23 protein-coding genes are annotated in these 22,525 nt (G+C 63.3%); 19 read left to right on the top strand and 4 right to left on the bottom strand.

What is annotated here, in order from left to right:
• Positions 1-1,329: a hypothetical protein gene (locus tag CAF92_RS11415; protein WP_085600882.1), complete on the bottom strand. Its 1,329-nt coding sequence runs from the start codon at positions 1,327-1,329 to the stop codon at positions 1-3.
• A gap of 361 nt (positions 1,330-1,690) precedes the next feature.
• On the opposite strand from CAF92_RS11415, the gene CAF92_RS11420 reads away from it, so the two are divergent.
• The 8 genes from CAF92_RS11420 to CAF92_RS11455 all read left to right on the top strand — a co-directional run bounded on the left by CAF92_RS11420 (position 1,691) and on the right by CAF92_RS11455 (position 10,916).
• Positions 1,691-2,431 (top strand): gluconate 2-dehydrogenase subunit 3 family protein, encoded by a 741-nt coding sequence (locus CAF92_RS11420; protein WP_085600883.1) that lies wholly within the window; start codon positions 1,691-1,693, stop codon positions 2,429-2,431.
• Positions 2,432-2,434: 3 nt separating this feature from the next.
• Positions 2,435-4,219, top strand: a complete 1,785-nt coding sequence (locus CAF92_RS11425) for a GMC family oxidoreductase (RefSeq protein ID WP_085600884.1) — start codon at positions 2,435-2,437, stop codon at positions 4,217-4,219.
• Between the two features lie 12 nt (positions 4,220-4,231).
• Entirely contained in the window at positions 4,232-5,476 is a 1,245-nt protein-coding gene (locus CAF92_RS11430; RefSeq protein WP_085600885.1) for a cytochrome c, read from the top strand.
• A 293-nt stretch (positions 5,477-5,769) separates the two neighbouring features.
• Entirely contained in the window at positions 5,770-6,789 is a 1,020-nt protein-coding gene (gene ptxS / locus CAF92_RS11435; protein ID WP_046614277.1) for a transcriptional regulator PtxS, read from the top strand.
• Positions 6,790-6,856: 67 nt separating this feature from the next.
• Positions 6,857-7,648, top strand: a complete 792-nt coding sequence (locus CAF92_RS11440) for a TIM barrel protein (protein WP_046614276.1) — start codon at positions 6,857-6,859, stop codon at positions 7,646-7,648.
• The gene (locus tag CAF92_RS11445; RefSeq protein WP_085600886.1) at positions 7,641-8,591 is read left to right on the top strand and encodes a sugar kinase; all 951 of its coding nucleotides are present in this window, start codon (positions 7,641-7,643) and stop codon (positions 8,589-8,591) included. Before CAF92_RS11440 ends, CAF92_RS11445 begins: the two co-directional genes overlap by 8 nt.
• A gap of 58 nt (positions 8,592-8,649) precedes the next feature.
• Positions 8,650-9,942, top strand: a complete 1,293-nt coding sequence (locus tag CAF92_RS11450; protein ID WP_085600887.1) for an MFS transporter — start codon at positions 8,650-8,652, stop codon at positions 9,940-9,942.
• Between the two features lie 11 nt (positions 9,943-9,953).
• Positions 9,954-10,916 carry a D-glycerate dehydrogenase gene (locus CAF92_RS11455; RefSeq protein ID WP_085600888.1) on the top strand — a complete coding sequence of 321 codons (963 nt, stop codon included), beginning with the start codon at positions 9,954-9,956 and terminating at the stop codon, positions 10,914-10,916.
• A 77-nt stretch (positions 10,917-10,993) separates the two neighbouring features.
• Here the strand turns inward: CAF92_RS11455 and CAF92_RS11460 are convergent, their stop codons facing one another.
• Positions 10,994-12,298 (bottom strand): MFS transporter, encoded by a 1,305-nt coding sequence (locus tag CAF92_RS11460; protein ID WP_085600889.1) that lies wholly within the window; start codon positions 12,296-12,298, stop codon positions 10,994-10,996.
• 254 nt (positions 12,299-12,552) lie between these two features.
• On the opposite strand from CAF92_RS11460, the gene CAF92_RS11465 reads away from it, so the two are divergent.
• Positions 12,553-13,428 carry an AEC family transporter gene (locus CAF92_RS11465; RefSeq protein WP_085600890.1) on the top strand — a complete coding sequence of 292 codons (876 nt, stop codon included), beginning with the start codon at positions 12,553-12,555 and terminating at the stop codon, positions 13,426-13,428.
• 115 nt (positions 13,429-13,543) lie between these two features.
• Here the strand turns inward: CAF92_RS11465 and CAF92_RS11470 are convergent, their stop codons facing one another.
• Together CAF92_RS11470 and CAF92_RS11475 are read right to left on the bottom strand one after the other, a co-directional pair.
• Positions 13,544-14,137 (bottom strand): hypothetical protein, encoded by a 594-nt coding sequence (locus tag CAF92_RS11470; RefSeq protein ID WP_085600891.1) that lies wholly within the window; start codon positions 14,135-14,137, stop codon positions 13,544-13,546.
• Positions 14,138-14,415: 278 nt separating this feature from the next.
• Positions 14,416-16,203 carry a thiamine pyrophosphate-requiring protein gene (locus CAF92_RS11475; protein ID WP_085600892.1) on the bottom strand — a complete coding sequence of 596 codons (1,788 nt, stop codon included), beginning with the start codon at positions 16,201-16,203 and terminating at the stop codon, positions 14,416-14,418.
• Positions 16,204-16,518: 315 nt separating this feature from the next.
• On the opposite strand from CAF92_RS11475, the gene CAF92_RS11480 reads away from it, so the two are divergent.
• The 10 genes from CAF92_RS11480 (at position 16,519) to CAF92_RS11525 (ending at position 22,380) form a co-directional block, all read left to right on the top strand.
• Positions 16,519-16,809: a general stress protein gene (locus tag CAF92_RS11480; protein WP_085600893.1), complete on the top strand. Its 291-nt coding sequence runs from the start codon at positions 16,519-16,521 to the stop codon at positions 16,807-16,809.
• 58 nt (positions 16,810-16,867) lie between these two features.
• The gene (locus tag CAF92_RS11485) at positions 16,868-17,746 is read left to right on the top strand and encodes a manganese catalase family protein (protein WP_046614123.1); all 879 of its coding nucleotides are present in this window, start codon (positions 16,868-16,870) and stop codon (positions 17,744-17,746) included.
• A gap of 210 nt (positions 17,747-17,956) precedes the next feature.
• A complete protein-coding gene (locus CAF92_RS11490) occupies positions 17,957-18,175 on the top strand; it encodes a hypothetical protein (protein WP_046614124.1) in 219 nt (72 codons plus the stop codon).
• A gap of 18 nt (positions 18,176-18,193) precedes the next feature.
• Positions 18,194-18,481: a hypothetical protein gene (locus CAF92_RS11495; protein WP_085600894.1), complete on the top strand. Its 288-nt coding sequence runs from the start codon at positions 18,194-18,196 to the stop codon at positions 18,479-18,481.
• An 84-nt stretch (positions 18,482-18,565) separates the two neighbouring features.
• Entirely contained in the window at positions 18,566-19,279 is a 714-nt protein-coding gene (locus tag CAF92_RS11500; RefSeq protein ID WP_085600895.1) for a DUF72 domain-containing protein, read from the top strand.
• A gap of 111 nt (positions 19,280-19,390) precedes the next feature.
• A complete protein-coding gene (locus CAF92_RS11505) occupies positions 19,391-19,687 on the top strand; it encodes a DUF6555 family protein (protein WP_046614127.1) in 297 nt (98 codons plus the stop codon).
• Positions 19,688-19,794: 107 nt separating this feature from the next.
• On the top strand, positions 19,795-20,319 hold the full coding sequence (locus CAF92_RS11510) for a hypothetical protein (RefSeq protein WP_085600896.1): 525 nt from the start codon (positions 19,795-19,797) through the stop codon (positions 20,317-20,319).
• Between the two features lie 242 nt (positions 20,320-20,561).
• Positions 20,562-21,149, top strand: coding sequence for a hypothetical protein (locus CAF92_RS11515; protein ID WP_085600897.1), 588 nt, complete (start codon positions 20,562-20,564; stop codon positions 21,147-21,149).
• Positions 21,149-21,577 (top strand): phage holin family protein, encoded by a 429-nt coding sequence (locus CAF92_RS11520; protein ID WP_080958432.1) that lies wholly within the window; start codon positions 21,149-21,151, stop codon positions 21,575-21,577. Before CAF92_RS11515 ends, CAF92_RS11520 begins: the two co-directional genes overlap by 1 nt.
• Complete coding sequence (locus CAF92_RS11525) at positions 21,574-22,380, top strand: DUF3618 domain-containing protein (RefSeq protein ID WP_085600898.1); 807 nt, start codon at positions 21,574-21,576, stop codon at positions 22,378-22,380. The genes CAF92_RS11520 and CAF92_RS11525 overlap by 4 nt, the downstream gene beginning before the upstream one ends.
• Positions 22,381-22,525: the final 145 nt, after the last annotated feature.

Raw genomic sequence — 22,525 nt, forward strand, 5'->3', positions numbered from 1 at the left:
TCATGGCACCAGCACCACGTCTTCGGTGTCGCTACCGCCGTTGGCACTGGTGACTTGCACCTTGGCCGGCGGGATCGGCGACAGGCTGGTGCTCAGCGTCTTCACCGCGCCGGTACCACTCAGGTTGCCGATCAGCGTGCCGTTGCCGGTATGTGCGGTGAGCACTGGCGGCGAGGTTTCGTCGCTGGTGCTGGCCACCAGGGTCAGCTCGCCGGTGGACAGGCGGTACTGGGCCTGGGTGATGGTGACCAGGTCGGTCAGCGGCACGTTGGCGGTGGTCAGGCTGCTGGTGGGGATCGCCACGCTGTTGTCGGCGGTCAGGGTCAGGACCGTCCCGGCGGCCGGGTCGAGCACCGACTGGGCGTACCAGGCACCGGTACCGTTGGCCTCGGTGAGGTTCAGGTTGGGTGTCTGGCTGGTCAGGGTGACGCTGGCCGGCGGCGGCGGGGCCATCACGAAGATGTCCTGCTGGGCGCGCAGATCGCCGTTCTCGGTATGCCGTGAGTAGGTACTGCGTTGTGGCATGAGGGGGGTTGGCAGGGCCACTTCGGAAAGCTTGCCCGAAACCGCGAACAGCTCGGTGCGCAGGTCGATGCCGCCGGGGCCTTCGATGCGCACGTAGTTGGTATTGAACGGGCTGCCGGTCACCCGTTCCTCCAGGTTGGGGTCACCGATGAAGCGCTCGCTGCCTTCGGTGTAGGGGCCGTTGACACTGCGCAGGAACGGCCCGACATCGCCTTTCAGGGCACCGGTGAAATCCCCTGCGCCGGCAATGCCGATGTCGCGGGTCATGTTGATCGCCCGGCGCCCTGCCGCAGGTACGTCGAACACTTCGACGCCGTACGGATGGGTGATCACGTAGGTGCCGGCGGTTGGCACGTCGACCCGGATACGCACCCGGGCGAAGCTGACCTGGTCGCCATCGACCGGTTCTTCGGCGGCAAATGCCGCCTCGATCGCGGTGCCGTAGCTGAGGTCTATGCCGCGGGTAGCATCGACGATGGCGGCGTCGGCGGTGAACCAGAACGCCTCGTCAGGGAAGTTGGTGGGGAAGACGATGGGTTGGGTATCGTCGAACACGCCGGGGGTGGGCAGCAGCGTACACATGTACGACGGTGCGCCGGGCGCGCCAGGCACCCGCGAGCTGACTGCCTTGGTCAGGCACAGGTCGAGGGTACGACCGTGGCTGTCCTGGTACCAGGCGGGGAAGCCGCCGTTGGCGGGAACATAGGCGCCTGGATCGACAGCGTTCAAGGCAGCCTGCGCGGGGAGCTGGAGCACGCCGGCGAAAATCGCCACTGCCAGCGGGTGGGGAATCGGTCGGTGCATGAGTCATTTCCTCCTGCAAACGGGCCCATGGACTTGGGGCGTCTGGCAGGAGATCGGCAATAGGCGTGCCAAGCCGGAAAAAATGTGCTGTAGCCCTTGCAGGGCAAGGGATCCAATTCTTTTGCAAAGGCATTTGCAGGTGTTTGCCGTTGGGCACCGTGTCCCCAAGATTGGGGGCTGGGGAAGGTCGTGCCGACCCACATCCGGCCGGCGCTTTCAGTACGTCCTGAAACCGGTTTCAAAACATTTCTGAACACGCTAGATTATTCGGCTGTTTTCTTGATGGCCTATCAAGACCACCCCCCATATTGAAAATCAGATGGCGCTTTTCAAGGCCGCACACAGCCGATGAGGATTCGCAATGCCTGAGCATGCCCCAGACAACCCGCGCAGGGACTTCCTGCGCAAGACCTTGACCTTGATCCCTGTGGTAACCGTGGCCAGCACGGGGCTTGGCGTGGGTGCCAGTCAGTTGCTTGCGGCCCCGCAACACGAGCCCAAAGTGCCGGCCACACCGCCAGCGGGCAACTACCAGCCGACGTTCTTCACTGCCGAAGAGTGGGCCTTCGTGCAGGCAGCCGTCTCGCGCATCATTCCGGCCGACGAGCTTGGCCCTGGCGCGCTTGAAGCCGGCGCTGCCGAATTCATCGACCGGCAGATGAACACCCCCTATGCAACCGGCGCGCAGTGGTACATGCAGGGCCCGTTCAAGGCCGACGCCGCGCCCGAACTGGGTTACCAGTTGCAACTCAGCCCGCAACAGATCTACCGCCTGGGCATCGCCGCCGTGGACGGCTGGTGCAAGGCCAATTCCGGGCAAGTTTTTGCGGCGCAAGATAGCGCTACCCGAGACCACGTTCTCAGCAAGATCGAGGCTGGAGAGCTTGCTTTCGACACCGTGCCGGCCAAGGTGTTCTTCAGCTTGCTGGTGCAGAACACCCGTGAAGGGTTCTTCTGCGACCCGGTCCATGGTGGCAACAAAGGCATGGTCGGCTGGACCCAGATCGGCTTCCCCGGCGCCCGCGCCGATTTCATGGATTGGGTCGAGCGCAACGAGCCTTACCCGTTCCCGGCTGTTTCGATCCGTGGCGAGAGGGCCTGAGGCATGGCGACCGTGATGAAGAAAGTGGACGCGGTAATCGTGGGCTTCGGCTGGGCCGGCGCGATCATGGCCAAGGAACTGACCGAGGCCGGGCTGCAGGTGGTGGCCCTGGAGCGCGGGCCGATGCAGGACACCTACCCGGAAGGCAGCTACCCGCAGGTGATCGACGAGCTGACCTACAGCGTGCGCAAGAAGCTGTTCGTCGACGTGTCGAAAGAAACCGTCACCATCCGCCACAGCATGAATGACGTGGCGCTGCCCAATCGCCAGCTCGGTGCCTTCCTGCCGGGTAAAGGTGTAGGTGGCGCAGGCCTGCACTGGTCGGGCGTGCACTTTCGGGTAGACCCGATGGAACTGCGCATGCGCAGCCACTACGAAGAGCGCTACGGGCGCAAGTTCATCCCCGAAGACATGACGATCCAGGACTTCGGGGTCAGCTACGAAGAACTGGAACCGCACTTCGACTTTGCCGAAAAGGTATTTGGTACCTCTGGCCAGGCCTGGACCGTCAACGGGCAGATCGTCGGCCAAGGGAAGGGCGGCAACCCCTATGCGCCGGACCGCTCCAGCCCGTTCCCGCTGCCTTCGCAGAAGAACGTGGTGTCGGCCAGGCTGTTCGAAAAAGCGGCGGCCAGCCTGGGCTACAAGCCCTACAACCTGCCATCGGCCAACACCTCCGGGCCGTACACCAACCCGTATGGGGCGCAAATGGGGCCGTGCAACTTCTGCGGTTTCTGCAGCGGCTACGTGTGCTACATGTACTCCAAGGCATCGCCCAACGTGAACATCCTGCCGGCGCTGCGCCAGGTGCCGAACTTCGAATTGCGGCCCAACGCCCATGTGCTGCGGGTGAACCTGGACGACAGCAAGCGCAAGGCCACCGGGGTTACCTACATCGATGCCCAGGGGCGGGAAGTGGAGCAGCCGGCGGACCTGGTGATCCTGGCGGCGTTCCAGTTCAACAACGTGCGCCTGATGCTGCTGTCCGGCATCGGCAAACCGTACGACCCCATCAAGAACGAAGGTGTGGTCGGGCGCAACTTCGCCTACCAGAACATGGGCACGGTCAAGGCGTTCTTCGACAAGGACACCTACACCAACAACTTCATCGGTGCCGGTGGCAACGGCATTGCCATCGATGACTTCAACGCCGACAACTTCGACCATGGCCCGCACGGCTTCGTCGGTGGCTCACCGATGTGGGTGAACCAGGCCGGCACACGGCCGATTGCCGGTGGTGCGACCCCGCCAGGCACACCGGCCTGGGGCAGCGCCTGGAAGAAGGCCACCGCCGATTACTACACCCACCAGGTGTCGATGGACGCCCACGGCGCCCACCAGTCCTATCGTGGGAACTACCTGGACCTCGACCCGACCTACCGCGACGCCTACGGCCAGCCGCTGCTGCGCATGACCTTCGACTGGCAGGAGAACGACATCAGGATGAACCAGTTCATGGTCGACAAGCTGAGCAAGATCGCCCAGGCGATGAACCCCAAGACCATTGCCGTGCTGGGCAAGAAGGTCAAGGATCACTTCAACACCGCCAGCTACCAGACCACCCACCTGAACGGCGGCGCGATCATGGGCACCGACCCGAAAACCAGTGCATTGAACCGCTACCTGCAAAGCTGGGATGTGCACAACGTGTTCGTTCCGGGAGCTTCGGCGTTCCCCCAGGGGCTGGGCTACAACCCGACCGGGCTGGTGGCGGCGCTGACCTATTGGTCGGCCCGCGCCATCCGCGAGCAGTACCTGAAAAACCCTGGCCCGTTGGTTCAGGCTTGAGGAGCGATGCGCATGAAGACAATGTTGATCGCAACCCTGCTGGGTGCCAGCGTGGCCGCACAGGCTGCGCCGAATGACGATGCGCAGGTGCGCCAGGGCGAGTACCTGGCCCGCGCCGGCGACTGTGTTGCCTGCCATACCGCCAAGGGCGGCAAGCCGTTCGCCGGTGGGCTGCCGATGGAGACACCGATCGGCACGGTTTACTCCACCAATATCACCCCGGCTGCCAGTGGTATCGGCCAGTACAGCTTCGAAGACTTCGACCAGGCGGTGCGCAAGGGCATCGGCAAGGACGGCAGCACCCTGTATCCGGCCATGCCATACCCATCTTATGCACGTGTCAGCGAGCAGGACATGCAGGCGCTGTATGCCTATTTCATGAAGGGTGTGGAGCCGGTCGAGCAGCCGAACAAGGCCACCGACATCCCCTGGCCGCTGAGCATGCGCTGGCCGCTGGCGATCTGGCGCGGGTTGTTCGCGCCAGAGGCCAAGCCCTGGCAGGCGTCGGCGGCGGCCGACCCGGTGGTCAACCGCGGCGCTTATCTGGTCGAGGGCCTTGGGCACTGTGGCGCGTGCCATACGCCGCGCGCGCTGACCATGCAGGAAAAGGCACTGAGCCCACAGGATGGCGAGCAGTTCCTGGCTGGCAGTGCACCGCTGGAAGGCTGGATTGCCAAGAACCTGCGTGGCGATCACAAGGACGGCCTGGGTAGCTGGAGCGAAGAGCAGCTGGTGCAGTTTCTCAAGACTGGCCGTAGCGACCGCAGCGCCGTGTTTGGTGGCATGAGCGATGTGGTCGAGCACAGCATGCAACACATGAGCGACGCCGACCTGACCGCCATCGCCCGGTACCTGAAGACGCTGCCGCCGAGCAACCCTGACGACCGGCCGCACGTGTACGACAAACAGGTGGCAGATGCGCTGTGGAAGGGCGACGACAGCAAGCCCGGGGCGGCGGTGTACATCGACAACTGCGCGGCCTGCCACCGTACCGATGGCCAGGGCTATACCCGCGTGTTCCCGGCCCTGGCCGGCAACCCGGTGGTGCAGACGGCAGATGCCACATCGCTGATCCACGTGGTGTTGGCAGGGGGCACGGTGCCAGCGACGCACGCGGCACCGTCGAACTTCACCATGCCGGCGTTCGGCTGGCGCCTGAGTGACCAGGAGGTTGCCGAGGTGGTGAACTTCATTCGCACCAGTTGGGGTAACCAAGGGGATGCCGTCACCGCCAGTGATGTGAAAGCGCTCCGTTAACTTGCATCCCTCTGTCTGCACCCCCAATCCACTGTGGGAGCCGGTTTACCACTGTGGGAGCGGGTTTACCCGCGAATGCGTCGGCACATTCAACATCGCATTCGCGGGTGAACCCGCTCCCACAGGGCTTTGTGTTTGCTTTCCTATATATTTCAACTGCTTAAAACGCACTTTTATTGTACCTACTAAGCATATAAATCGCCCTGCCGACCAACGGCATGTTGACGAACGCGTGCGTTTTTGCTGTATTGAAACCGGTTTCAGCGCTATCACAACAATCATAAGGACAGCCCATGACCGACGCGCCTGCCCATGCCCGCGAACGGGTCACCATCAGCGAAGTAGCGCGTGTCGCTGGCGTTTCCAAGGCCACCGTCTCCCGTTACATCGGCGGTGACCGGCAGTTGCTCGCCGAAGCCACCGCCAAACGCCTGGAAGAGGTCATCGAGCGCCTCGGTTACCGCCCCAACCAGATGGCCCGTGGCCTGAAGCGCGGCCAGACGCGCCTGATCGGCATGCTGGTGGCCGATATCCTCAACCCCTATTCAGTTGCCGTGATGCATGGCGTGGAAACTGCCTGCCGCCAGCACGGCTACAGCCTGGTGGTGTGCAACACCAACCGCGACGACGATCAGGAGCGTCACCACCTGGTGGCCCTGCAGTCCTACAACGTCGAAGGGCTGATCGTGAACACGCTTGGCCATCACCCCGGCGAATTGCTCAACCTGCAGCGCGACATCCCCATGGTGCTGGTCGACCGCCAGTTGCCGGAACTGAATGTCGACCTGGTGGGCCTGGACAATGCCGACGCTGTCGAGCAGGCCCTGGACCACCTGCAGGCGCAAGGCTATCGCGACATCCTGGCGGTAACCGAGCCCCTCGATGGCACCAGCTCGCGCCTGGAGCGGGTACAGGCGTTCGGCACATCGATCAGCCGGCGCCCCGGCATGCGCCAGCAGGTGCTGGAAATCGGCGCCGGGCTGGATGACCAGCTGGCTTCGTTCCTCGTCGGCAGTGGTCATGGCCCGCAGGCCATCTTCACTTTCAACGGGGTCGCCACCCTGGCCGTGACCCGAGCCCTGCACCAGGCAGGGCGCAACCTTTTCGCGGACGTCGGGCTGATCGCCCTCGACGACCTCGACTGGTACCCCTTGGTCGGCACTGGCATCACTGCACTGGCCCAGCCCACCGAGCGTATCGGCGTGGCAGCATTCGAGAGCCTGCTTGGCCGCCTGCGCGGCGACAGCGGGGCAGTACGGCGCATCGACTTCAAGGCCGAGCTGATCATCCGAGGTTCAACCCAGCCACAGTAATCACAGGCAGGTACCTGCGTGCCTGCTGTTACCCAAAAATGAAACCGGTTTCACAAGGACAACAACAATGCATCCGAACCCCGTTTCCATCAGCCTTTCCAGCTACGGCGCCGACTATGTCCGGCAACGTGGCCAGGAACAGTTCCTTGATCTGCTGGCTGCCGCTGGCGTCACCCGCGTGGAACTGCGCGAAGAACTTTTCACTTGTGCCCCGGATACTGCAGCGCTGTCTGCAGCCATTGCCGCGCTGCGCCTGGAGTGCCTGTATTCCACGCCGCTGGAGCTGTGGACCGCACAAGGCGTGCCAGACCCGCAACTGGCGCAGAAACTGGACACTGCCCGCGCCCTTGGCGCGGTCGCGCTCAAGGTTTCCCTGGGCCACTACCATGCGGGCTGTGACGTCGCGGCCCTGGCGACGCTGTTGCCGGCGCACGGGCCGTTGCTGCTGGTGGAGAACGACCAGACCGCGCAAGGTGGGCGAATCGAACCCCTGCAGCAGTTTTTCCAGCGCGCCGACGAACTCGGGCTGAGCCTGGGCATGACCTTCGATATCGGTAACTGGCAGTGGCAGGGCGAGCCTGCTCGCCACGCCGCTCGCCAGCTTGGCCGCTGGGTCAGCTATGTGCATTGCAAGGCCGTGCAGCGCCGGGCCGATGGCCGCCTGGTAGCCGTCCCGCCAGAGGCTGCGCACCTGCAGGAGTGGGCCGAGTTGATGGCCGAGTTCACCCCCGGCGTGGTGCGTGCTGTCGAGTACCCGCTGGTTAGCGACGATCTGCTGGCGCTGACCCGGGCCCAGGTGCGCGACCTCGCGGCGCTGGGGCAGGGCGTGGCATCGAGCGAGGAGCTGAGCCATGCATGAGCATGACGTGTTGTGTTTCGGCGAGACCATGGCCATGTTCGTCGCCGAGCAGGCTGGCGACCTGGCCAGTGTCGGCCAGTTCGGCAAGCGCATCGCCGGCGCTGACAGCAACGTGGCCATCGGCCTGGCGCGGCTGGGCTTCAAGGTCCGCTGGCTGAGCAGGGTGGGCGACGATTCGCTGGGCCGTTTCGTGCTCGACAGCCTGCGCCGCGAAGGCCTGGACTGCTCCGGCGTCGAGGTGGATGCCTGCAACCCCACAGGCTTCCAGCTCAAGGCCCGCTGCGATGACGGCAGTGACCCGGCGGTGGAGTACTTCCGCCGTGGTTCGGCGGCCAGCCGGCTGTCGCCCGCGTTGCTGCGCCCGGGTTCTCTGCAGGCGCGCCACTTGCACGCCACCGGCATTCCGCCAGCGCTGTCGGAGAGTTGCCGGGCGCTGTCCCATGCGTTGATGGACGCCATGCGTGCCGCCGGGCGCAGCATTTCGTTCGACCCCAACCTGCGCCCCTCGCTGTGGCCTGACCAAAGCAGCATGGTGCGTGAAGTCAATGCCCTGGCCGCCAAGGCCGACTGGGTTTTGCCCGGGCTGGAAGAGGGCCGCCTGCTGACCGGCCAGCACACCCCGGCAGACATCGCCGCATTCTACCTCGACCAAGGGGTGGAACTGGTGGTGATCAAGCTGGGCGATGCCGGTGCGTACTTCCGCAGCGCCAAAGGTGAAGGCCAGGTGGCGCCAGTGCCGGTCAGCCAAGTGGTGGACACCGTTGGCGCCGGCGATGCCTTTGCAGTCGGCGTGCTCAGTGCGCTGCTGGAGGGCCACCCGGTAGCCGAGGCAGTGGCGCGTGGCAACTGGTGCGGCAGCCGCGCCGTGCAGTCGCGTGGCGACATGGAAGGGCTGCCGCTGCGCCATGAGCTGCAAGCCCACGACCTGCGCAGAAGCGCGTGAACGCTTGACCCCGAAACACCTGTTGCAACAAAAACAACAAGCTCAGGAGAAACGAACCATGCAAAGCCAAAGCCTGGCACCTCGCCGCTGGTGGTACATCATCCCGATCGTGTTCTTCACCTATAGCCTGGCGTACCTAGACCGTGCCAACTACGGGTTCGCCGCCGCTTCCGGCATGGCTGAAGACCTGCATATCACCCCCGCACTGTCTTCACTGCTGGGGGCACTGTTCTTCCTTGGTTACTTCTTCTTCCAGGTGCCCGGCGCCATCTATGCCGAAAAGCGCAGTGTGAAGAAGCTGATCTTTGTCTGCCTGATCCTCTGGGGTGGCCTTGCCACGCTCACCGGCGTGGTCAGCAACGTCTACATGCTGATCGGCATCCGCTTCCTGCTCGGGGTGGTGGAGGCGGCGGTGATGCCGGCCATGCTGGTGTACCTGTGCCACTGGTTCACCCGCGCGGAGCGTTCGCGCGCCAACACTTTCCTGATCCTCGGCAACCCGGTGACCATCCTGTGGATGTCGGTGGTGTCTGGCTACCTCGTCAAGCATTACGACTGGCGCTGGATGTTCATCATCGAAGGCCTGCCCGCGGTCATCTGGGCGTTCTTCTGGTGGCGCCTGGTGGATGACCGCCCGGCGCAGGTGAAGTGGCTGAGCGAGCAGGAAAAGGCCGCCCTGGAACAGGCGCTGGCTGCCGAGCAGCAAGGTATCAAGCCGGTGAAGAACTACCGCGAGGCGTTCCGCTCGCCGCAGGTGATCATCCTTGCGCTGCAGTACTTCTGCTGGAGCATCGGTGTGTATGGCTTCGTGCTGTGGTTGCCGTCGATCCTCAAGCAGGCGGCCAACCTCGATATCGTGCAGGCCGGCTGGCTGTCTTCGGTACCTTACCTGGCGGCGGTGCTGGCCATGGTCGGTGTGTCGTGGGCGTCCGACCGCCTGCAGAAGCGCAAGCGCTTCGTCTGGCCACCGCTGCTGATCGCCGCCGTTGCGTTCTATGGCTCGTACGCCCTGGGCAGCGAGCACTTCTGGCTGTCGTACGCGTTGCTGGTGGTCGCCGGCGCCTGCATGTATGCCCCCTACGGCCCGTTCTTCGCGATCGTGCCCGAGATCCTGCCGGCCAACGTCGCGGGCGGTGCCATGGCGCTGATCAACAGCATGGGCGCGCTGGGCTCGTTCGGTGGCTCGTGGCTGGTGGGTTACCTCAATGGCGTCACGGGCGGGCCAGGCGCCTCCTACCTGTTCATGTGCGGTGCGCTGCTGGCCGCAGTGGCGCTTACCGCCGCGCTCAATACTTCCCAGACATCAGGCCGGGCCAAGCGCGGCAACTCGCGCCTGGCCATGAACCATTAGGAAACAGTGCAATGAAGAAGCGAATCGTCCTGTACAAACGCCTGTCCGACGACTTGATGGCACGCCTGCAAGAACGCGTCGAGGTGACCTGGGTGGATACCTCCGGGTCCGATGGCCTGGCGCGTTTGCGCGACGCCTTGCCAGGGGCGCACGGGCTGCTGGGGGCCAGCCTGCGCCTGGACGCCAGCCTGCTCGACCTGGCGCCACAGCTTGAAGTGGTGTCCAGCGTTTCGGTCGGCGTGGACAACTACGACATCGCCGAGCTCAGCCGGCGTGGCGTGATGTTGACCAACACCCCCGACGTGCTCACCGAAACCACCGCCGACACGGGCTTTGCCTTGATCCTGGCCACCGCCAGGCGGGTGGTGGAACTTGCTAACTGGGTGCGAGACGGGAACTGGCAGGCCAACCTCGGCCCGGCGCATTTCGGCAGCGATGTGCACGGCAAGACGCTGGGCATCGTCGGCATGGGCCGCATCGGCGAGGCCCTGGCCCGGCGTGCTGCGGCCGGCTTCGGCATGCGTGTGCTGTATCACAGTCAGCGTGCCAAGCCTGAGGTGGAGGCGCGGCATGCCGCGTGTCAATGCAGCCTGGATGAGCTGTTGCAGCAGGCGGATTTCGTTTGCCTGACCGTGCCGCTGAGTGCCAGCACCGAAGGCCTGATCGGCGCGCGGGAACTGGCGCTGATGAAGCCAGAGGCCATCCTGGTGAACATTTCCCGCGGGCGCGTGGTGGATGAGCCGGCACTGATCGAAGCGTTGCGTGCCCGGCGCATACGCGGCGCCGGCCTGGATGTGTTCGTGCAGGAACCGTTGCCGGCGCAGTCGCCGTTGTTGCAACTCGACAATGTGGTGGCGACCCCGCATATCGGCTCTGCGACCGAAGAAACCCGACAGGCCATGGCGCGCTGTGCGGTGGACAACCTGCTCAGTGCGCTGGCCGGCGAGCGCCCGGCCAACCTGGTGAATGGCTAGCGCCAGATCCACAAGCCTGCGCGGCCCCTGTGGGAGCGGCCTTGTGTCGCGAAAGGGCTGCAAGGCAGCCCCCGGATTCAATGCGATTCTGAACGCTGCGCCTGCGCTGGCGCAGCACTCTCCACCGGCTCCAGCGGCGGGTGCTCCTGCGCCGCATGCATCAGGTCTTCGGTCACCCGCAGTTCGGCGCCGGTTGGCGAGAAGGTGGTCGATGCGGTGAACGGGGCCGGGTGCTCTGCCGCCGGGCGCTTGCCACGGCGCCACATGAAAAAGCACACCATGGCCAGGTTGACCACGGCAAAGGCCCAGAACAACCCGGCCTCGCCAAACTCGGTCATCATTGGCGAAATCGCCACCGGCGCCATGGCCGAACCCAGCGAGTTGATCAGCAGCAGCCCCTGGATCATCGGCACCAGTGCATCCGATGGCGCCCGGTCGGCCGCATGGCTGACCGCCACCGGGTACAGGGTGAACACGCCACCACCCAGCAGGAACAGCATTGCTGGCAGCAGGATCGAGTCCGACGGCAGAAACACCGTGACCAGCGACAGCAGCACGCACAGCGCGGCCAGGGCAATCAGCACATCCTGGCGGTCCTTGCGGTCGGACCAGCGCCCGACCGGGTATTGCAGCAGCATGGCACCCAGAATCACCCAGGCCATCATGTTACCGACCTCGCCCACGTCCAGGCCGATGCGCTGCAGGTACAGCGGCAGCAGGGCATAGATGCCGGCAATGGCCACACCCGAACCGAAGCAGCCGACCAGGCCCGACGGCGCAACGCCCAGCAACTGGCGCGGCTTGAGCGGTTCGACCTGTTCCAGCAGCGGCGACACTCGGGGCAGGATCACGATGGGCAGTACCGACAGGGCGGCGAGCACGCCGGCCAGCATGAACGGTGCGGTGTCACCCATGTGGGTGATTTCGCCAAGGCCGGCCTGGGCGATGACCCCGGCGCCGTAGAAGGCGATCATGTACAGCGCCAGCAGGCGGCCGCGGATCTTGGCGTCGCCGGCCAGCAGCAGCCAGCTTTCGATCACCAGGAACACGCCCACCGCCGCCCAGCCGTTGATCAGGCGCAGCACCGACCACCAGGTGACGTCGTAGAACAGGCCTTGCAGCAGGATGGTCACGGCGATCAGCGAGGCGAAGCTGGTGTAGGCGCGGATATGGCCGATGCGCAGGATCAGCCGGTCGTTGAAGATGGCACCCAGGGTCAGGCCGATGAAGTAGGTCGAGGAGACCACACCGATGGTGGTGGCCGACTCGCCGGCAGCGCCCAGGCGCAGGGTGGTAAGGGAAGACATGAAGCCGTTGCCCAGGGCAATGATGAACAGCCCGAGCAGGGGCGCCAGCGCCATGGCCAGCAAACGCGGAGACATACGTACCTCTAGTTGGATGAGCGGAATGAGCGCCTTTTCGGACGCGCACACCGGCTCGACCCGAACGGGCCGAGGGGCTGCACGGATGTGCCTGGGCTGGATGCGACGCTGCCGGTTGCCACCGTTCAAGGCGACGGGCGAAAAGGATGCGCGATTCTACGGGGTTGCGCGGTTTTGCCCAAGGGGCTTGGGTGTGCGACGAGACGCCGCAGTCTGCGGCATAATGCGGGGCCCACCCCCAAGGAAGGCCCCCAATGTTCGCTTCGCTGTTCGCAGTCCTGGCCCCGGTTTTCATCGTTGCCGGCATCGGCTATGCCTGGGCCCGCAAGGGCCTGGACTACCCCACCGAATTCATCGCCCGAGTGGTGATGACCGTGGGCACACCGTCGCTGGTGCTGTCCACGCTCAGCCGTACCGAGCTGGACCCGAACGCCTTCACCAGCATGGCCATGGCCTGCCTGCTGTGCACCTTGGGCATGGCCCTGGCCGGCTTGCTGGTGTGCCGCGCTTCGGGCATGCACTGGCGTGTCCTGTTGCCGGCGTTCATGTTCCCCAACACCGGCAACATGGGCCTGCCGATCAGCCTGTACGCCTTTGGCGAACACGGCATGGCCCTGGCCGTGGCGTTCTTTCTGACCTTGTCGATCGTGCAGTTCACCCTCGGCATGGCCATTTCCGGTACCGCGGCTTCGCTCAAGGCACTGCTGCGCAACCCGATCGTGATCAGCCTGGCCGGGGCCATGCCGATCATCTTTCTCGATTTCGAGTTGCCGCGCTGGCTGGCCAATACGGCAGACCTGCTGGGCGGCATGACCATCCCGCTGATGTTGCTGACGCTGGGCGTGTCGCTGGCCAGCATTCGCCTGCATCATGTGGGTAGCGGCATGCTGCTGGGTGCTTTGCGCATTGGCCTGGGGGCCGCCGTGGGCTGGGCAGTAGGTGCGGCGCTGGGCATGGGAAGCCTGGAGCGTGCGGTGCTGGTGGTGCAGTCGGCGATGCCGGTTGCCGTGTTCAACTACCTGATGGCAGTGCGCGCCAACCGCGAGCCGGAGCAGGTGGCGAACCTGGTGATGTGTTCCACGGTGCTGTCGTTTGCCTGGTTGCCAGTGGTGCTGGCGTGGTGGATGTAAGCCGTACCGGCCCTTTCGCGGGTGAACCCGCTCCCACGGTTACAGCGCAGGTACCAGCCTTGTGATGGAACTGTGGGAGCGGGTTCACCCGCGAAGAGGCCGTTACGGCAAACGGCTATTTCTCCTGCAATCGCCACCCCTGGCTGGTCAGCACCATCGCCCGGGTTTCCTTGAGCGGCGTGTCATTGCTGGCCACCGCCTTGCCCAGTTCGGCAATGCTGGCCTTGACCCCCTCGTCCCCGGCCCAAGCCGGTAACCCGGTGATCTTGTAGGCATAGGTCACGTTCGAAATCTTCCGCCCGCTCACCTCGCTCGGCTTGCTGAACTGCTCGATGGCGGTGACCTGCGCCTTGCCGAAGCACAGCCCGTTATCTGCCTTGTAATACCTGCGCCCTTCGTCGGTGAGCTCATAGGCGTAATAGATGTCCGTGCGTGCCGCTTGCCACAGGCGGGCAGGCACCTCGGTCCGCGAGATCTCCTTCTCGCTGACCACACCTACCCGGGCCAAGGCATGCAACGCCTTGTTGGTGCCATGCAGGTCGAAATCCTGGGTCTTGGCAGGGAATGAACTGATGACGAAGCAGCGGGGGTACTGGGTATCGAGGTAGGCCTGGGCGGCCTTCTGGAAACTGGCCTCGCTGGTGTCCTCGCTGTTCGAGCAACCGGCCAGGGTTGCAAACAGCGCCAGCGGCACGATCTTCCTGTACATGGTGACACTTCCTTGAGTGACAAAGGCAAACGGGTCGTGCGCGATTAGAACCTACGGGCTAGAGCGGCGCAATCATGGCAAGACGGCATCTCCGTGTGGGCTGCTACGGCCCAATCGCCACTGGCGCCAGTTCCAGACATTTCGCTTTACCGTCGCTGCCTGCATACCCCGGAGGTAACTCATGGCTTCTGCACCTGAGGGCCGTGCGACCAGGTGATCTGTTGCGTTTGTCCACAACCATAAGGGCAGACGCGTAAAGCCCCGCTGCAGCGCACATCTCATTTCTTGCCCGGCAATACCGAACCGAGAACTTGCCTGGCCGTCTGCACGATGACCCCAGCCTGGTCCGGGTCGCCCTTGAGCAGGCTGCTGGCGAAGTTCTTCGCCTGCTCAAGCTTGATGTGCGGCGGCAAGGGCGGTACGTCCGGATCGGTCTTGAACTCGATCAACACCGGGCGGTCAGCCGCCAGGGCCCGCTCCCAGGCGTCGGCAATGTCCTCTTCGCGCTCTACATAGATGCCTTGCAAGCCGATGGAGATGGCGAACAGGTGGTAGGGCACATCAGGAATCGCCTGTGAGGCCTCGAATTTGGGGTCGCCCTCCATTACCCGTTGTTCCCAGGTCACCTGGTTGAGGTCTTCGTTGTTGAACACCGCGCAGATCCACTGGGGGTTCTCCCACAGCCGCCAATACTTGGCGACGGTGATCAGCTCGGCCAGATTGTTCATCTGCATCGCCCCGTCACCTACCAGTGCCACCACGCTGCGCTGCGGATGGGCGAACTTGGCGGCGATGGCATAGGGTACCGCCGCGCCCATGCTGGCCAAGCCGCCGGACAACGAGCATTGCATGCCCTGGCGTATCTGCAGGTCGCGGGCAAACCAGTTGGCGCAGGACCCTGAGTCACTGGTGATGATCGCGTGGTCGGGCAGGCGAGGGGATAGCTCGTGCACCACGCGCTGGGGGTTGATCGGGTCGGCCTTGGCCAGTGCGCGTTTCTGCAGCGTCTTGTCCCAGTGCGCGCGCCAGCCTTCGACCTTGTCGCGCCAACGGCGCTCGGTCTTGTGCTCGAGCAATGGCAGCAGTGCCCGCAGCGTTTCGCTGGCGTCGCCGACCAGGTTGACCTCCATGGGGTAGCGCAGGCTGAGCATGTCTGGCTGCAAATCGATCTGCACGCCACGGGCCTGGCCTTCCTGAGGCAGGAACTCGGCGTAGGGGAAACCGGAGCCGATCATCAGCAAGGTGTCGCATTCGCTCATCAACTGATAGCTCGGTTCGGTACCGAGAAGCCCGATGGCGCCGGTGACCCAGGGCAGGTCGTCTGGCACCACGGCCTTGCCCAACAGCGCCTTGGCCACGCCTGCACCAAGCGTTTCAGCTACCGCGATCACCTGTTCGGTGGCTTGCAATGCACCGGCACCGACCAGGATCGCCACTTTTCGTCCAGCGTTGAGTACCTCGGCGGCACGTTGCAGGTCCTGCTCGAAAGGTACCACCCTGGGCCTGCTGTAGCCGATGCCGGAATGCACCGTGCCATGGGCTTTTGGTGGTTCGTGGTAGGGCAGGTCCTGCAGGTCGTTGGGCAGGATGATGGCGGTGACCCGGCGTTCGCCGATGGCAGTACGTACTGCGCGGTCGAGTAAGTGGCGCACCTGCTCCGGGGTCGAAGCCTGCTGGACGAAGGCGCCTGCTACGTCCTTGAACATCGACAGCAAGTCCAGCTCCTGCTGGTAATGCCCGCCAAGCGCTGCTCGCGCCTGTTGGCCGACGATGGCCAGTACTGGCTGGTGATCCATGCGCGCGTCATACAGGCCGGTAAGCAGATGTGAAGCGCCGGGGCCGGAGGTGGCAATGCACACGCCCAATTCGCCGGTGAACTTGGCATGGGCGCTGGCCATGAAGGCCGCCATTTCCTCGTGGCGTGCCTGGATGAACTGGATCTTGCCCTCGGCCCGGCTCAACGCCCCGAATACGCCGTTTATGCCGTCGCCGGGGTAGCCGAAGATGCGCCGAACCCCCCATTGATACAAACGCTCCACCAGAAAGTCGCCTACCGTGCTGGTCATTGCCTTCTCCCATCCCGTGACCGATAGGGGTCTGGACTTGGCTCGGGTCGTGAAAGTTTCAAGCATGTGCGTATCGGTCTACCGACCGGAACCTTTGCAACAGCACAGCCCAAAAAGGCTGGGCAATCACCTATGGAGGTGCCATGTACCGGGCGCAGGCAGGCACGACCTGTTCTTGTTTCGTCTGAATGTCTGGTGCCCATTTCCTTAAAGCATTTCGTCAGAGCGTGGGAAAACTTTTTCACTGCGCAACCTCTGCCGCAGGTCATCAATGAACACAGACCATCCTGTGTAAACGACCTGAGGTAAAAGATCATGGCCAATAACCAAGACCAGAACCGCGGCAACCAGGGCGGCAACGCCAACACCAATCCAGGCAACTTCGCCAACGACCGCGAGAAAGCGTCGGAAGCCGGCCACAAGGGAGGCCAGGCATCTGGTGGCAACTTCAAGAACGATCCGGAACGGGCTTCCGAAGCCGGGCAAAAAGGCGGCCAGGCATCCGGTGGCAACTTCGCCAACGACCGTGAAAAAGCCTCCGAGGCTGGTCGCAAGGGCGGCGAAAACAGCCATGGCGGCGGCCGCAAGAGCGATGACAACCGCTGATCAACGTTGAACCGACCGGGGCGGCTAACCGCCCCGGTTCGCTGATGAGGATTTGCCAATGTTCATGCACAACAAGCGATTGCAATATACCGTCCGTGTTGCAGAGCCTGACCCTGGGCTTGCAAACCTGCTGTTGGAGCAATTCGGTGGCCCGCAGGGCGAACTGGCTGCAGCGATGCGCTATTTCACCCAGGCCGTCACCGAGGATGATCCGGGGCGCAAGGACATGCTGTTCGACATTGCCACCGAAGAACTCAGCCACCTGGAAATCATCGGCTCGATCGTGGTCATGCTCAACAAAGGCGCCAGGGGGCGGCTTGCCGAAGGTGTCGAGGCTGAAGGCGAGCTGTATCGCTCGCTGACTGGCGCTGGCAACGATTCGCATATCACCAGCCTGTTGTATGGCGGCGGCGCGGCACTGGTAAATTCCGCAGGCATCCCCTGGACCGCAGCCTACATCGACACCATCGGCGAACCCACCGCTGACCTGCGCTCGAACATTGCCGCCGAAGCCAGGGCCAAGATCGTCTACGAGCGCCTGATCAACGTGACCGACGACCCGGGTATCAAGGATGCGTTGGGGTTCTTGATGAGCCGTGAAATCGCCCACCAGATGTCCTTCGAAAAAGCCCTGCATTCCATTCAGCCGAACTTCCCTCAAGGCAAGCTACCCGGCGACCCGGAACTCAACCGGACCTATTTCAACATGTCTCATGGCGGGGAAATGCGCGGGTCGTGGAACGAAGGACAGGACTGGATCTACGTCGATAAGCCTGAACCCGCCGTGGATGGTGGCGATGGCCTGGCGACTGTAGAGCTGGATAAAGCATCGGCCGCTGCTGCAGAGGCGATGAAGCTGAGAACCGAGTCCAACCCGCAGGCGCAGCCATTGACCGGCGCCGAACTGGGCAAGGTCAACGGTGACCAGCCGGCCTAGCAGAAGAGCCACAGCGGATCGGCGATCCGCTGTGGGGGCTGCAACTAATGTCGAAGTACCGCCGCCCAGCCGTTCGGTCATTCGAAGCGGACGTATGGCAGCTTCTCTCCTGCGCCAAGCCGGTCGTCGTCGCTGCTGAACGGCTGCAGGCAACCCAGGATCAATCGAGCTGAGTCGCCCGATTTCATTCAGCCAGCAGGAGTTACAGCGATGGCCAAGTACCTGTACCTGATCAGTTACATCCTCGACAACCAACCCGGAACCTGCGAATTACGCAGCGACCAGGAAGACCTCAGCCGCGAAGCGGCGCGTGATTACCTGCAAGGCCTGCACCGCAACGAGGCGTCATCGTTCACCGATGTACAGGTGCAGCGCCTGGAACATGATCATGAACCAGGCACATCGCCGGGGCATTATCAGCAGCCATGAAAGGGGGAGGGCTGGCAGATGAAAAGAAGAGGTGAAACCTACAGGCAGTGGTGCGACCCGATTCTGCACCATCAAACCCATGAGGAAACGCTCGACAGCGGTACCTGCATCGATGTGCAGACGCGCCTGTCACGTACGGGGGCGACCCAGTTGTTCATCGGTGTCTATCGCAGCGACGGTTCAGTGGTGTGCGAACAAGCCTACGACCAGCGCGCCGGCGAAACCATGAGCCGGGCGCTGGTATGGGGGGTGAGGCATGCCAGGCGCGTGGCATGCGAGGATGAGGACGAGGCGTGCTGTGGCTAATCGGCCGGTAGCTGAACCGGGCGACGCAGACACTTGGTAAATACTCCTTTTCCATAGCTGCAACGGTTTGCGACGGGGGCGGTGATGATTTATCTGGGATGCGCTGGCTGGAGCCTGTCCAGCCATCATGCCGAGGCATTTGCGCAGCCCGGCAGCCACCTGCAACGCTACGCCAGCCGCTTCAATGCGGTGGAAATCAATAGTTCGTTCTACCGGCCCCATCGCCCCGAAACCTATGCCCGTTGGGCTGCGTCCGTGCCTGAGCATTTCCGCTTTGCGGTGAAGCTGCCCAAGGCCATCAGCCATGAGCAGCGGCTCATCGGGTGCGAGGACGCTCTGGACAGGTTTCTTGCTCACTGCGGGCAGTTGGGCGATCGCCTGGGTTGCCTGCTGCTACAACTGCCGCCATCGCTTGGCCATGAAACCGAGCACGCACGACGTTTCTTCGAAAGCCTGCGGCAACGGTATGAGGGGCCGGTAGCGCTGGAGCCCAGGCACGCCAGCTGGCAATCGGCGCAGCCGATGCTGGTCGATTTGCGCATCGCCCAGGTCGCGGCAAGCCCTGCGCGTTTCGTTACCGATGTGCACCCGGGTGGTTGGCCTGGGCTGGTCTACTGGCGTCTGCATGGCGAACCGAGGATCTACCACAGCGAGTATTCCGACGAGTATTTGCAGCGTCTGGCTGAACGCTTGCAGCACAGCCGTGCTTCTGGAGTGCCCACCTGGTGCATTTTCGACAACACCGCCTCCGGTGCTGCAATGGCCAACGCACTGGCTCTGCAGCGGCTTTTGCGCTGAGAAGGGTGCGGAAACAAAGCGATGGAAGAGAGCGATGACCAACCGGTCAAAATAAATGAATCTTTTCCAGGTCGCCGGCTCCATTGGTCTGAATCGCTGAAGGAGATAGCAATGGCGGGACAGCAGTTGTATGTGATCGAGTACGAGCTTCACGGGGAATTTCGCACCTTCATCATCCGGCTCGAGCGTATGGACAACGCCGAAGCCTGGCACTGGGCAAGTTGCGATGCGGGGGTGGGCATCATTCCACGGTTCGGCCAGCACAAGATCAAGAAGGTCAGCCGGCCGATGGCTGAGCGCTACGGCATCAACAATGTGCGCTGGCGGGCATCGGGCGATGGGCCGGAGTTCGTGGCACCGACCATTGATGTAAAGAAATTCTCCAATAGCGGTACCGGCAATACGTGACGCATGTTGTGCGCAAGGCCTGCGTGAAACCTTCAGGCAGGCCTTCGCTCTTGGGTTCGCTTCTCAAGTTTCGAGACACGATCATCCTCACTTTCAGGAGCCAGCACGTGCCGCGAATCATCACTCCAGCCACCCCTGAGCACGAAATCAATGCGCAGAACGCCCGCATGTTCGGCTCGCCAAAGGAGCGCCTGGATTTCTACCGCCGTGAAATCCAGTACGAGACCAGCATCCTTGCCAACCGCACTGATGCCTATCTGGCTGCCCAGTCGTTTCTGGTGATCGCCTTCGTGTCGTCGATGGGTAACCTCAACCAGAGCTGGGGCGAGATGTTCACCCTGGTGGTTCCGCCGTTTCTCGCCTTGCTGGGCGTTTTGAGTTCGCTCAATGCCTGGCCGGGCATTCGCGCGGCCTACAAGATCATCGAGCACTGGCAATTGAAACAGAGCCACCTTCTGCGCAGCGAGCCACTGATGGGGCTGGCGTATGATGAATCGCCACTGTTCAGCGAGGCGGAAACCTCACTGGCCGGGTACCGCAAGTCGTTGTTGTTCTCGCTGCGTACACCGTGGATCTTCCTGGTGTTCTGGATGACCCTTGGCATCTACGCGGTCTTCATCCAGCTGGCGTGAGCCGCACAGGTGCACCCATTCAAGAACAGGGTGCTCCAATGATTGTCGACGCTGATTACCGTCCCCACCAAAGCCGTTGCTCCGGTACCAATAACCAGGGTTGATTGCGTTATTTCCATTGGCGCGCCAGGCAAATGTCATAGATCACATATGCTGAACTCCTGCCACTTCAGCTGCGTCCCTCGAATGAATGCCCCAATAAAGGCGGCACTCACCCAGCAATCAGCTTCGAGGGCGAAACGATGGACAAGACCAATCAAAGTTCGACGTCTCCACCCGGCAGCACCCAGGAACATGCCTTGATCGATGACGCCGGTGCGCTGCTTGGCGAGGCCAGGCACAAAGGCACTGAGCAGTTCGAGCATTACCGCGATAATGCAGCCGATCAGCTTGACTCGCTCGAGGAAAGTGCCCGCTCTGCGGCGGCTGCGCTGCAAGGCAACGATAGCCTCGGGCTGTCGCATTACCTGAACCAGGCAGCAGAGTGCGTCGGCGAGTTTGCCGAGCAGGTACGCCATGAAAGCGCCGAGAGCCTGCTGCAGCGGGGCGCTCAGTTGGCCAGGAGCAACCCGGCGCTGTTCCTGGCCGGTAGCGTTGCCATCGGGTTCGCCGTGTCGCGTTTCATGCGGGCCAGCACCAGCCACGAATCCACCACCCCGACGTCTTCCGCTGATTGGAGCCAGCCGCAACCCGCGCCGCCCGTGCCTGATCGTGGTAGCGACGTTTCCACCCGCGAACCTTACACCCCCGTCGACCCGGTCGGGCCTGGTGCAGGCTCGCCGGTCAGTGGCAGCCCGTTCGAGCGCGACCCGCTCAAAGGAGGTGAATGATGAACAAAGACCCTTTGCATACCACCCCGGGCTTGCATACGGCAGAAGACGACGCCGTCGGTGTTGGCGGTTTGTTGCGCCAGCTTATGCGGGAAGTACCGGACCTGTTCACCAAGGAGCTGGCGCTGGCCAAGGCAGAGCTGCAGCAAAACCTCGCTACCCTCAAGGCCGGTACGGCTGCGGTTGCCGCGGGGGCGATCGTGATGCTGGCGGGCTTCGTCATCCTCCTGCTGGCGGCAGTCTACGCCTTGGCGATGGTGGTCGAGCCTTGGCTGGCAGCCTTGATCGTGGGCGCCGTCACCTTGGTGATCGGGTTCATCATGTTGCAGTCGGGCAAGAAACAGTTCGAACCCACGCACCTGGCCCCTGACCGCACCTTGCACGCCATGCAGCAGGACAAGGACACGCTGAAGAGGAAACTGCCATGACCACTTCCTTCGAACACGAAGCGCACAAAGACCCTGACTTGCTAGAGCAGGAAATCAACGCCAAGCGCGAGCACATCAGCGATCTGGTGGATGCCCTCGAACAGCGCCTGAGCCCAGGCCAGATGGTCGACCGGGTCCTGGCCTACGCCAAGGGCAATGGCGGCGAGTTCTTCCAGAACCTGGGCACCACCCTCAAGAACAACCCCGTACCCGCTACCCTGACGGTACTGGGCCTGGCCTGGCTGGGCTTGAACCAGAACCGCCCCTTCAACCCCGGGCCTGCGCACCAGGGCCCGGGGTTGGGCGAAAAGCTCGGCGACGCGGTGGACACGGTGAAGGACGCTTTCGCACACGCGGGGGAGGCAATGCACGACGCCAGCCAGAAGGTGCGCATGAAAGCCCATGACATGCGCGACCGGGCCAGTGAACTGGGCAGCGGCACCCGCGACTCCGTGGGGGCTTCCGCGGATACCCTGCGCCATTCGGCACACAAGGCCGCAGATCAGGCCACGGCTCTGAAGGGCCAGTTCGATCATCTGCTTCAGGAGCAACCGCTGGTATTGGCCGCTTTGGGCATAGCACTGGGTGCGGCATTGGGGGCGGCGCTACCCACTACCCGCAAGGAAGATCAGCTGATGGGCGCCAGCAGCGATCGCGTGACCGACACACTCAAGGCCAAGGGCCGCGAGGTGAAGACATCGGTCGAAGAGTCGATCGATCAGGCGGGTGGTAAAGCGTCGACACAGGCAGAGCGCAGGCCAGGAGACTCCGACCTTTCCTCGGGGTTAGGCTTCAATTCCTGATCCTGTGGGATGTGCGTTGCCAGCCTTTTCTGCTTTGGCAGTGGGCTGGCGTCTGGGCTTGGCCATTTTCGCCCTGGACAACAGGCTTGCTCCCTACTGTTGCCCGTCCGACAGCAGACGTACAGCGCTGCTGCTTCAGCAGCAG

Source organism: Pseudomonas sp. B10(2017), assembly GCF_002113295.1.
Classification (GTDB): Bacteria; Pseudomonadota; Gammaproteobacteria; order Pseudomonadales; family Pseudomonadaceae; genus Aquipseudomonas; species Aquipseudomonas pudica.

Excerpts from the sequence above, each read along its gene's own strand:
- CAF92_RS11415 (WP_085600882.1), bottom strand. The coding sequence starts at position 1,329 with ATGCACCGACCGATTCCCCACCCGCTGGCAGTGGCGATTTTCGCCGGC.
- CAF92_RS11420 (WP_085600883.1), top strand. The coding sequence starts at position 1,691 with ATGCCTGAGCATGCCCCAGACAACCCGCGCAGGGACTTCCTGCGCAAG.
- CAF92_RS11425 (WP_085600884.1), top strand. The coding sequence starts at position 2,435 with ATGGCGACCGTGATGAAGAAAGTGGACGCGGTAATCGTGGGCTTCGGC.
- CAF92_RS11430 (WP_085600885.1), top strand. The coding sequence starts at position 4,232 with ATGAAGACAATGTTGATCGCAACCCTGCTGGGTGCCAGCGTGGCCGCA.
- ptxS (WP_046614277.1), top strand. The coding sequence starts at position 5,770 with ATGACCGACGCGCCTGCCCATGCCCGCGAACGGGTCACCATCAGCGAA.
- CAF92_RS11440 (WP_046614276.1), top strand. The coding sequence starts at position 6,857 with ATGCATCCGAACCCCGTTTCCATCAGCCTTTCCAGCTACGGCGCCGAC.
- CAF92_RS11445 (WP_085600886.1), top strand. The coding sequence starts at position 7,641 with ATGCATGAGCATGACGTGTTGTGTTTCGGCGAGACCATGGCCATGTTC.
- CAF92_RS11450 (WP_085600887.1), top strand. The coding sequence starts at position 8,650 with ATGCAAAGCCAAAGCCTGGCACCTCGCCGCTGGTGGTACATCATCCCG.
- CAF92_RS11455 (WP_085600888.1), top strand. The coding sequence starts at position 9,954 with ATGAAGAAGCGAATCGTCCTGTACAAACGCCTGTCCGACGACTTGATG.
- CAF92_RS11460 (WP_085600889.1), bottom strand. The coding sequence starts at position 12,298 with ATGTCTCCGCGTTTGCTGGCCATGGCGCTGGCGCCCCTGCTCGGGCTG.
- CAF92_RS11465 (WP_085600890.1), top strand. The coding sequence starts at position 12,553 with ATGTTCGCTTCGCTGTTCGCAGTCCTGGCCCCGGTTTTCATCGTTGCC.
- CAF92_RS11470 (WP_085600891.1), bottom strand. The coding sequence starts at position 14,137 with ATGTACAGGAAGATCGTGCCGCTGGCGCTGTTTGCAACCCTGGCCGGT.
- CAF92_RS11475 (WP_085600892.1), bottom strand. The coding sequence starts at position 16,203 with ATGACCAGCACGGTAGGCGACTTTCTGGTGGAGCGTTTGTATCAATGG.
- CAF92_RS11480 (WP_085600893.1), top strand. The coding sequence starts at position 16,519 with ATGGCCAATAACCAAGACCAGAACCGCGGCAACCAGGGCGGCAACGCC.
- CAF92_RS11485 (WP_046614123.1), top strand. The coding sequence starts at position 16,868 with ATGTTCATGCACAACAAGCGATTGCAATATACCGTCCGTGTTGCAGAG.
- CAF92_RS11490 (WP_046614124.1), top strand. The coding sequence starts at position 17,957 with ATGGCCAAGTACCTGTACCTGATCAGTTACATCCTCGACAACCAACCC.
- CAF92_RS11495 (WP_085600894.1), top strand. The coding sequence starts at position 18,194 with ATGAAAAGAAGAGGTGAAACCTACAGGCAGTGGTGCGACCCGATTCTG.
- CAF92_RS11500 (WP_085600895.1), top strand. The coding sequence starts at position 18,566 with ATGATTTATCTGGGATGCGCTGGCTGGAGCCTGTCCAGCCATCATGCC.
- CAF92_RS11505 (WP_046614127.1), top strand. The coding sequence starts at position 19,391 with ATGGCGGGACAGCAGTTGTATGTGATCGAGTACGAGCTTCACGGGGAA.
- CAF92_RS11515 (WP_085600897.1), top strand. The coding sequence starts at position 20,562 with ATGGACAAGACCAATCAAAGTTCGACGTCTCCACCCGGCAGCACCCAG.
- CAF92_RS11520 (WP_080958432.1), top strand. The coding sequence starts at position 21,149 with ATGAACAAAGACCCTTTGCATACCACCCCGGGCTTGCATACGGCAGAA.
- CAF92_RS11525 (WP_085600898.1), top strand. The coding sequence starts at position 21,574 with ATGACCACTTCCTTCGAACACGAAGCGCACAAAGACCCTGACTTGCTA.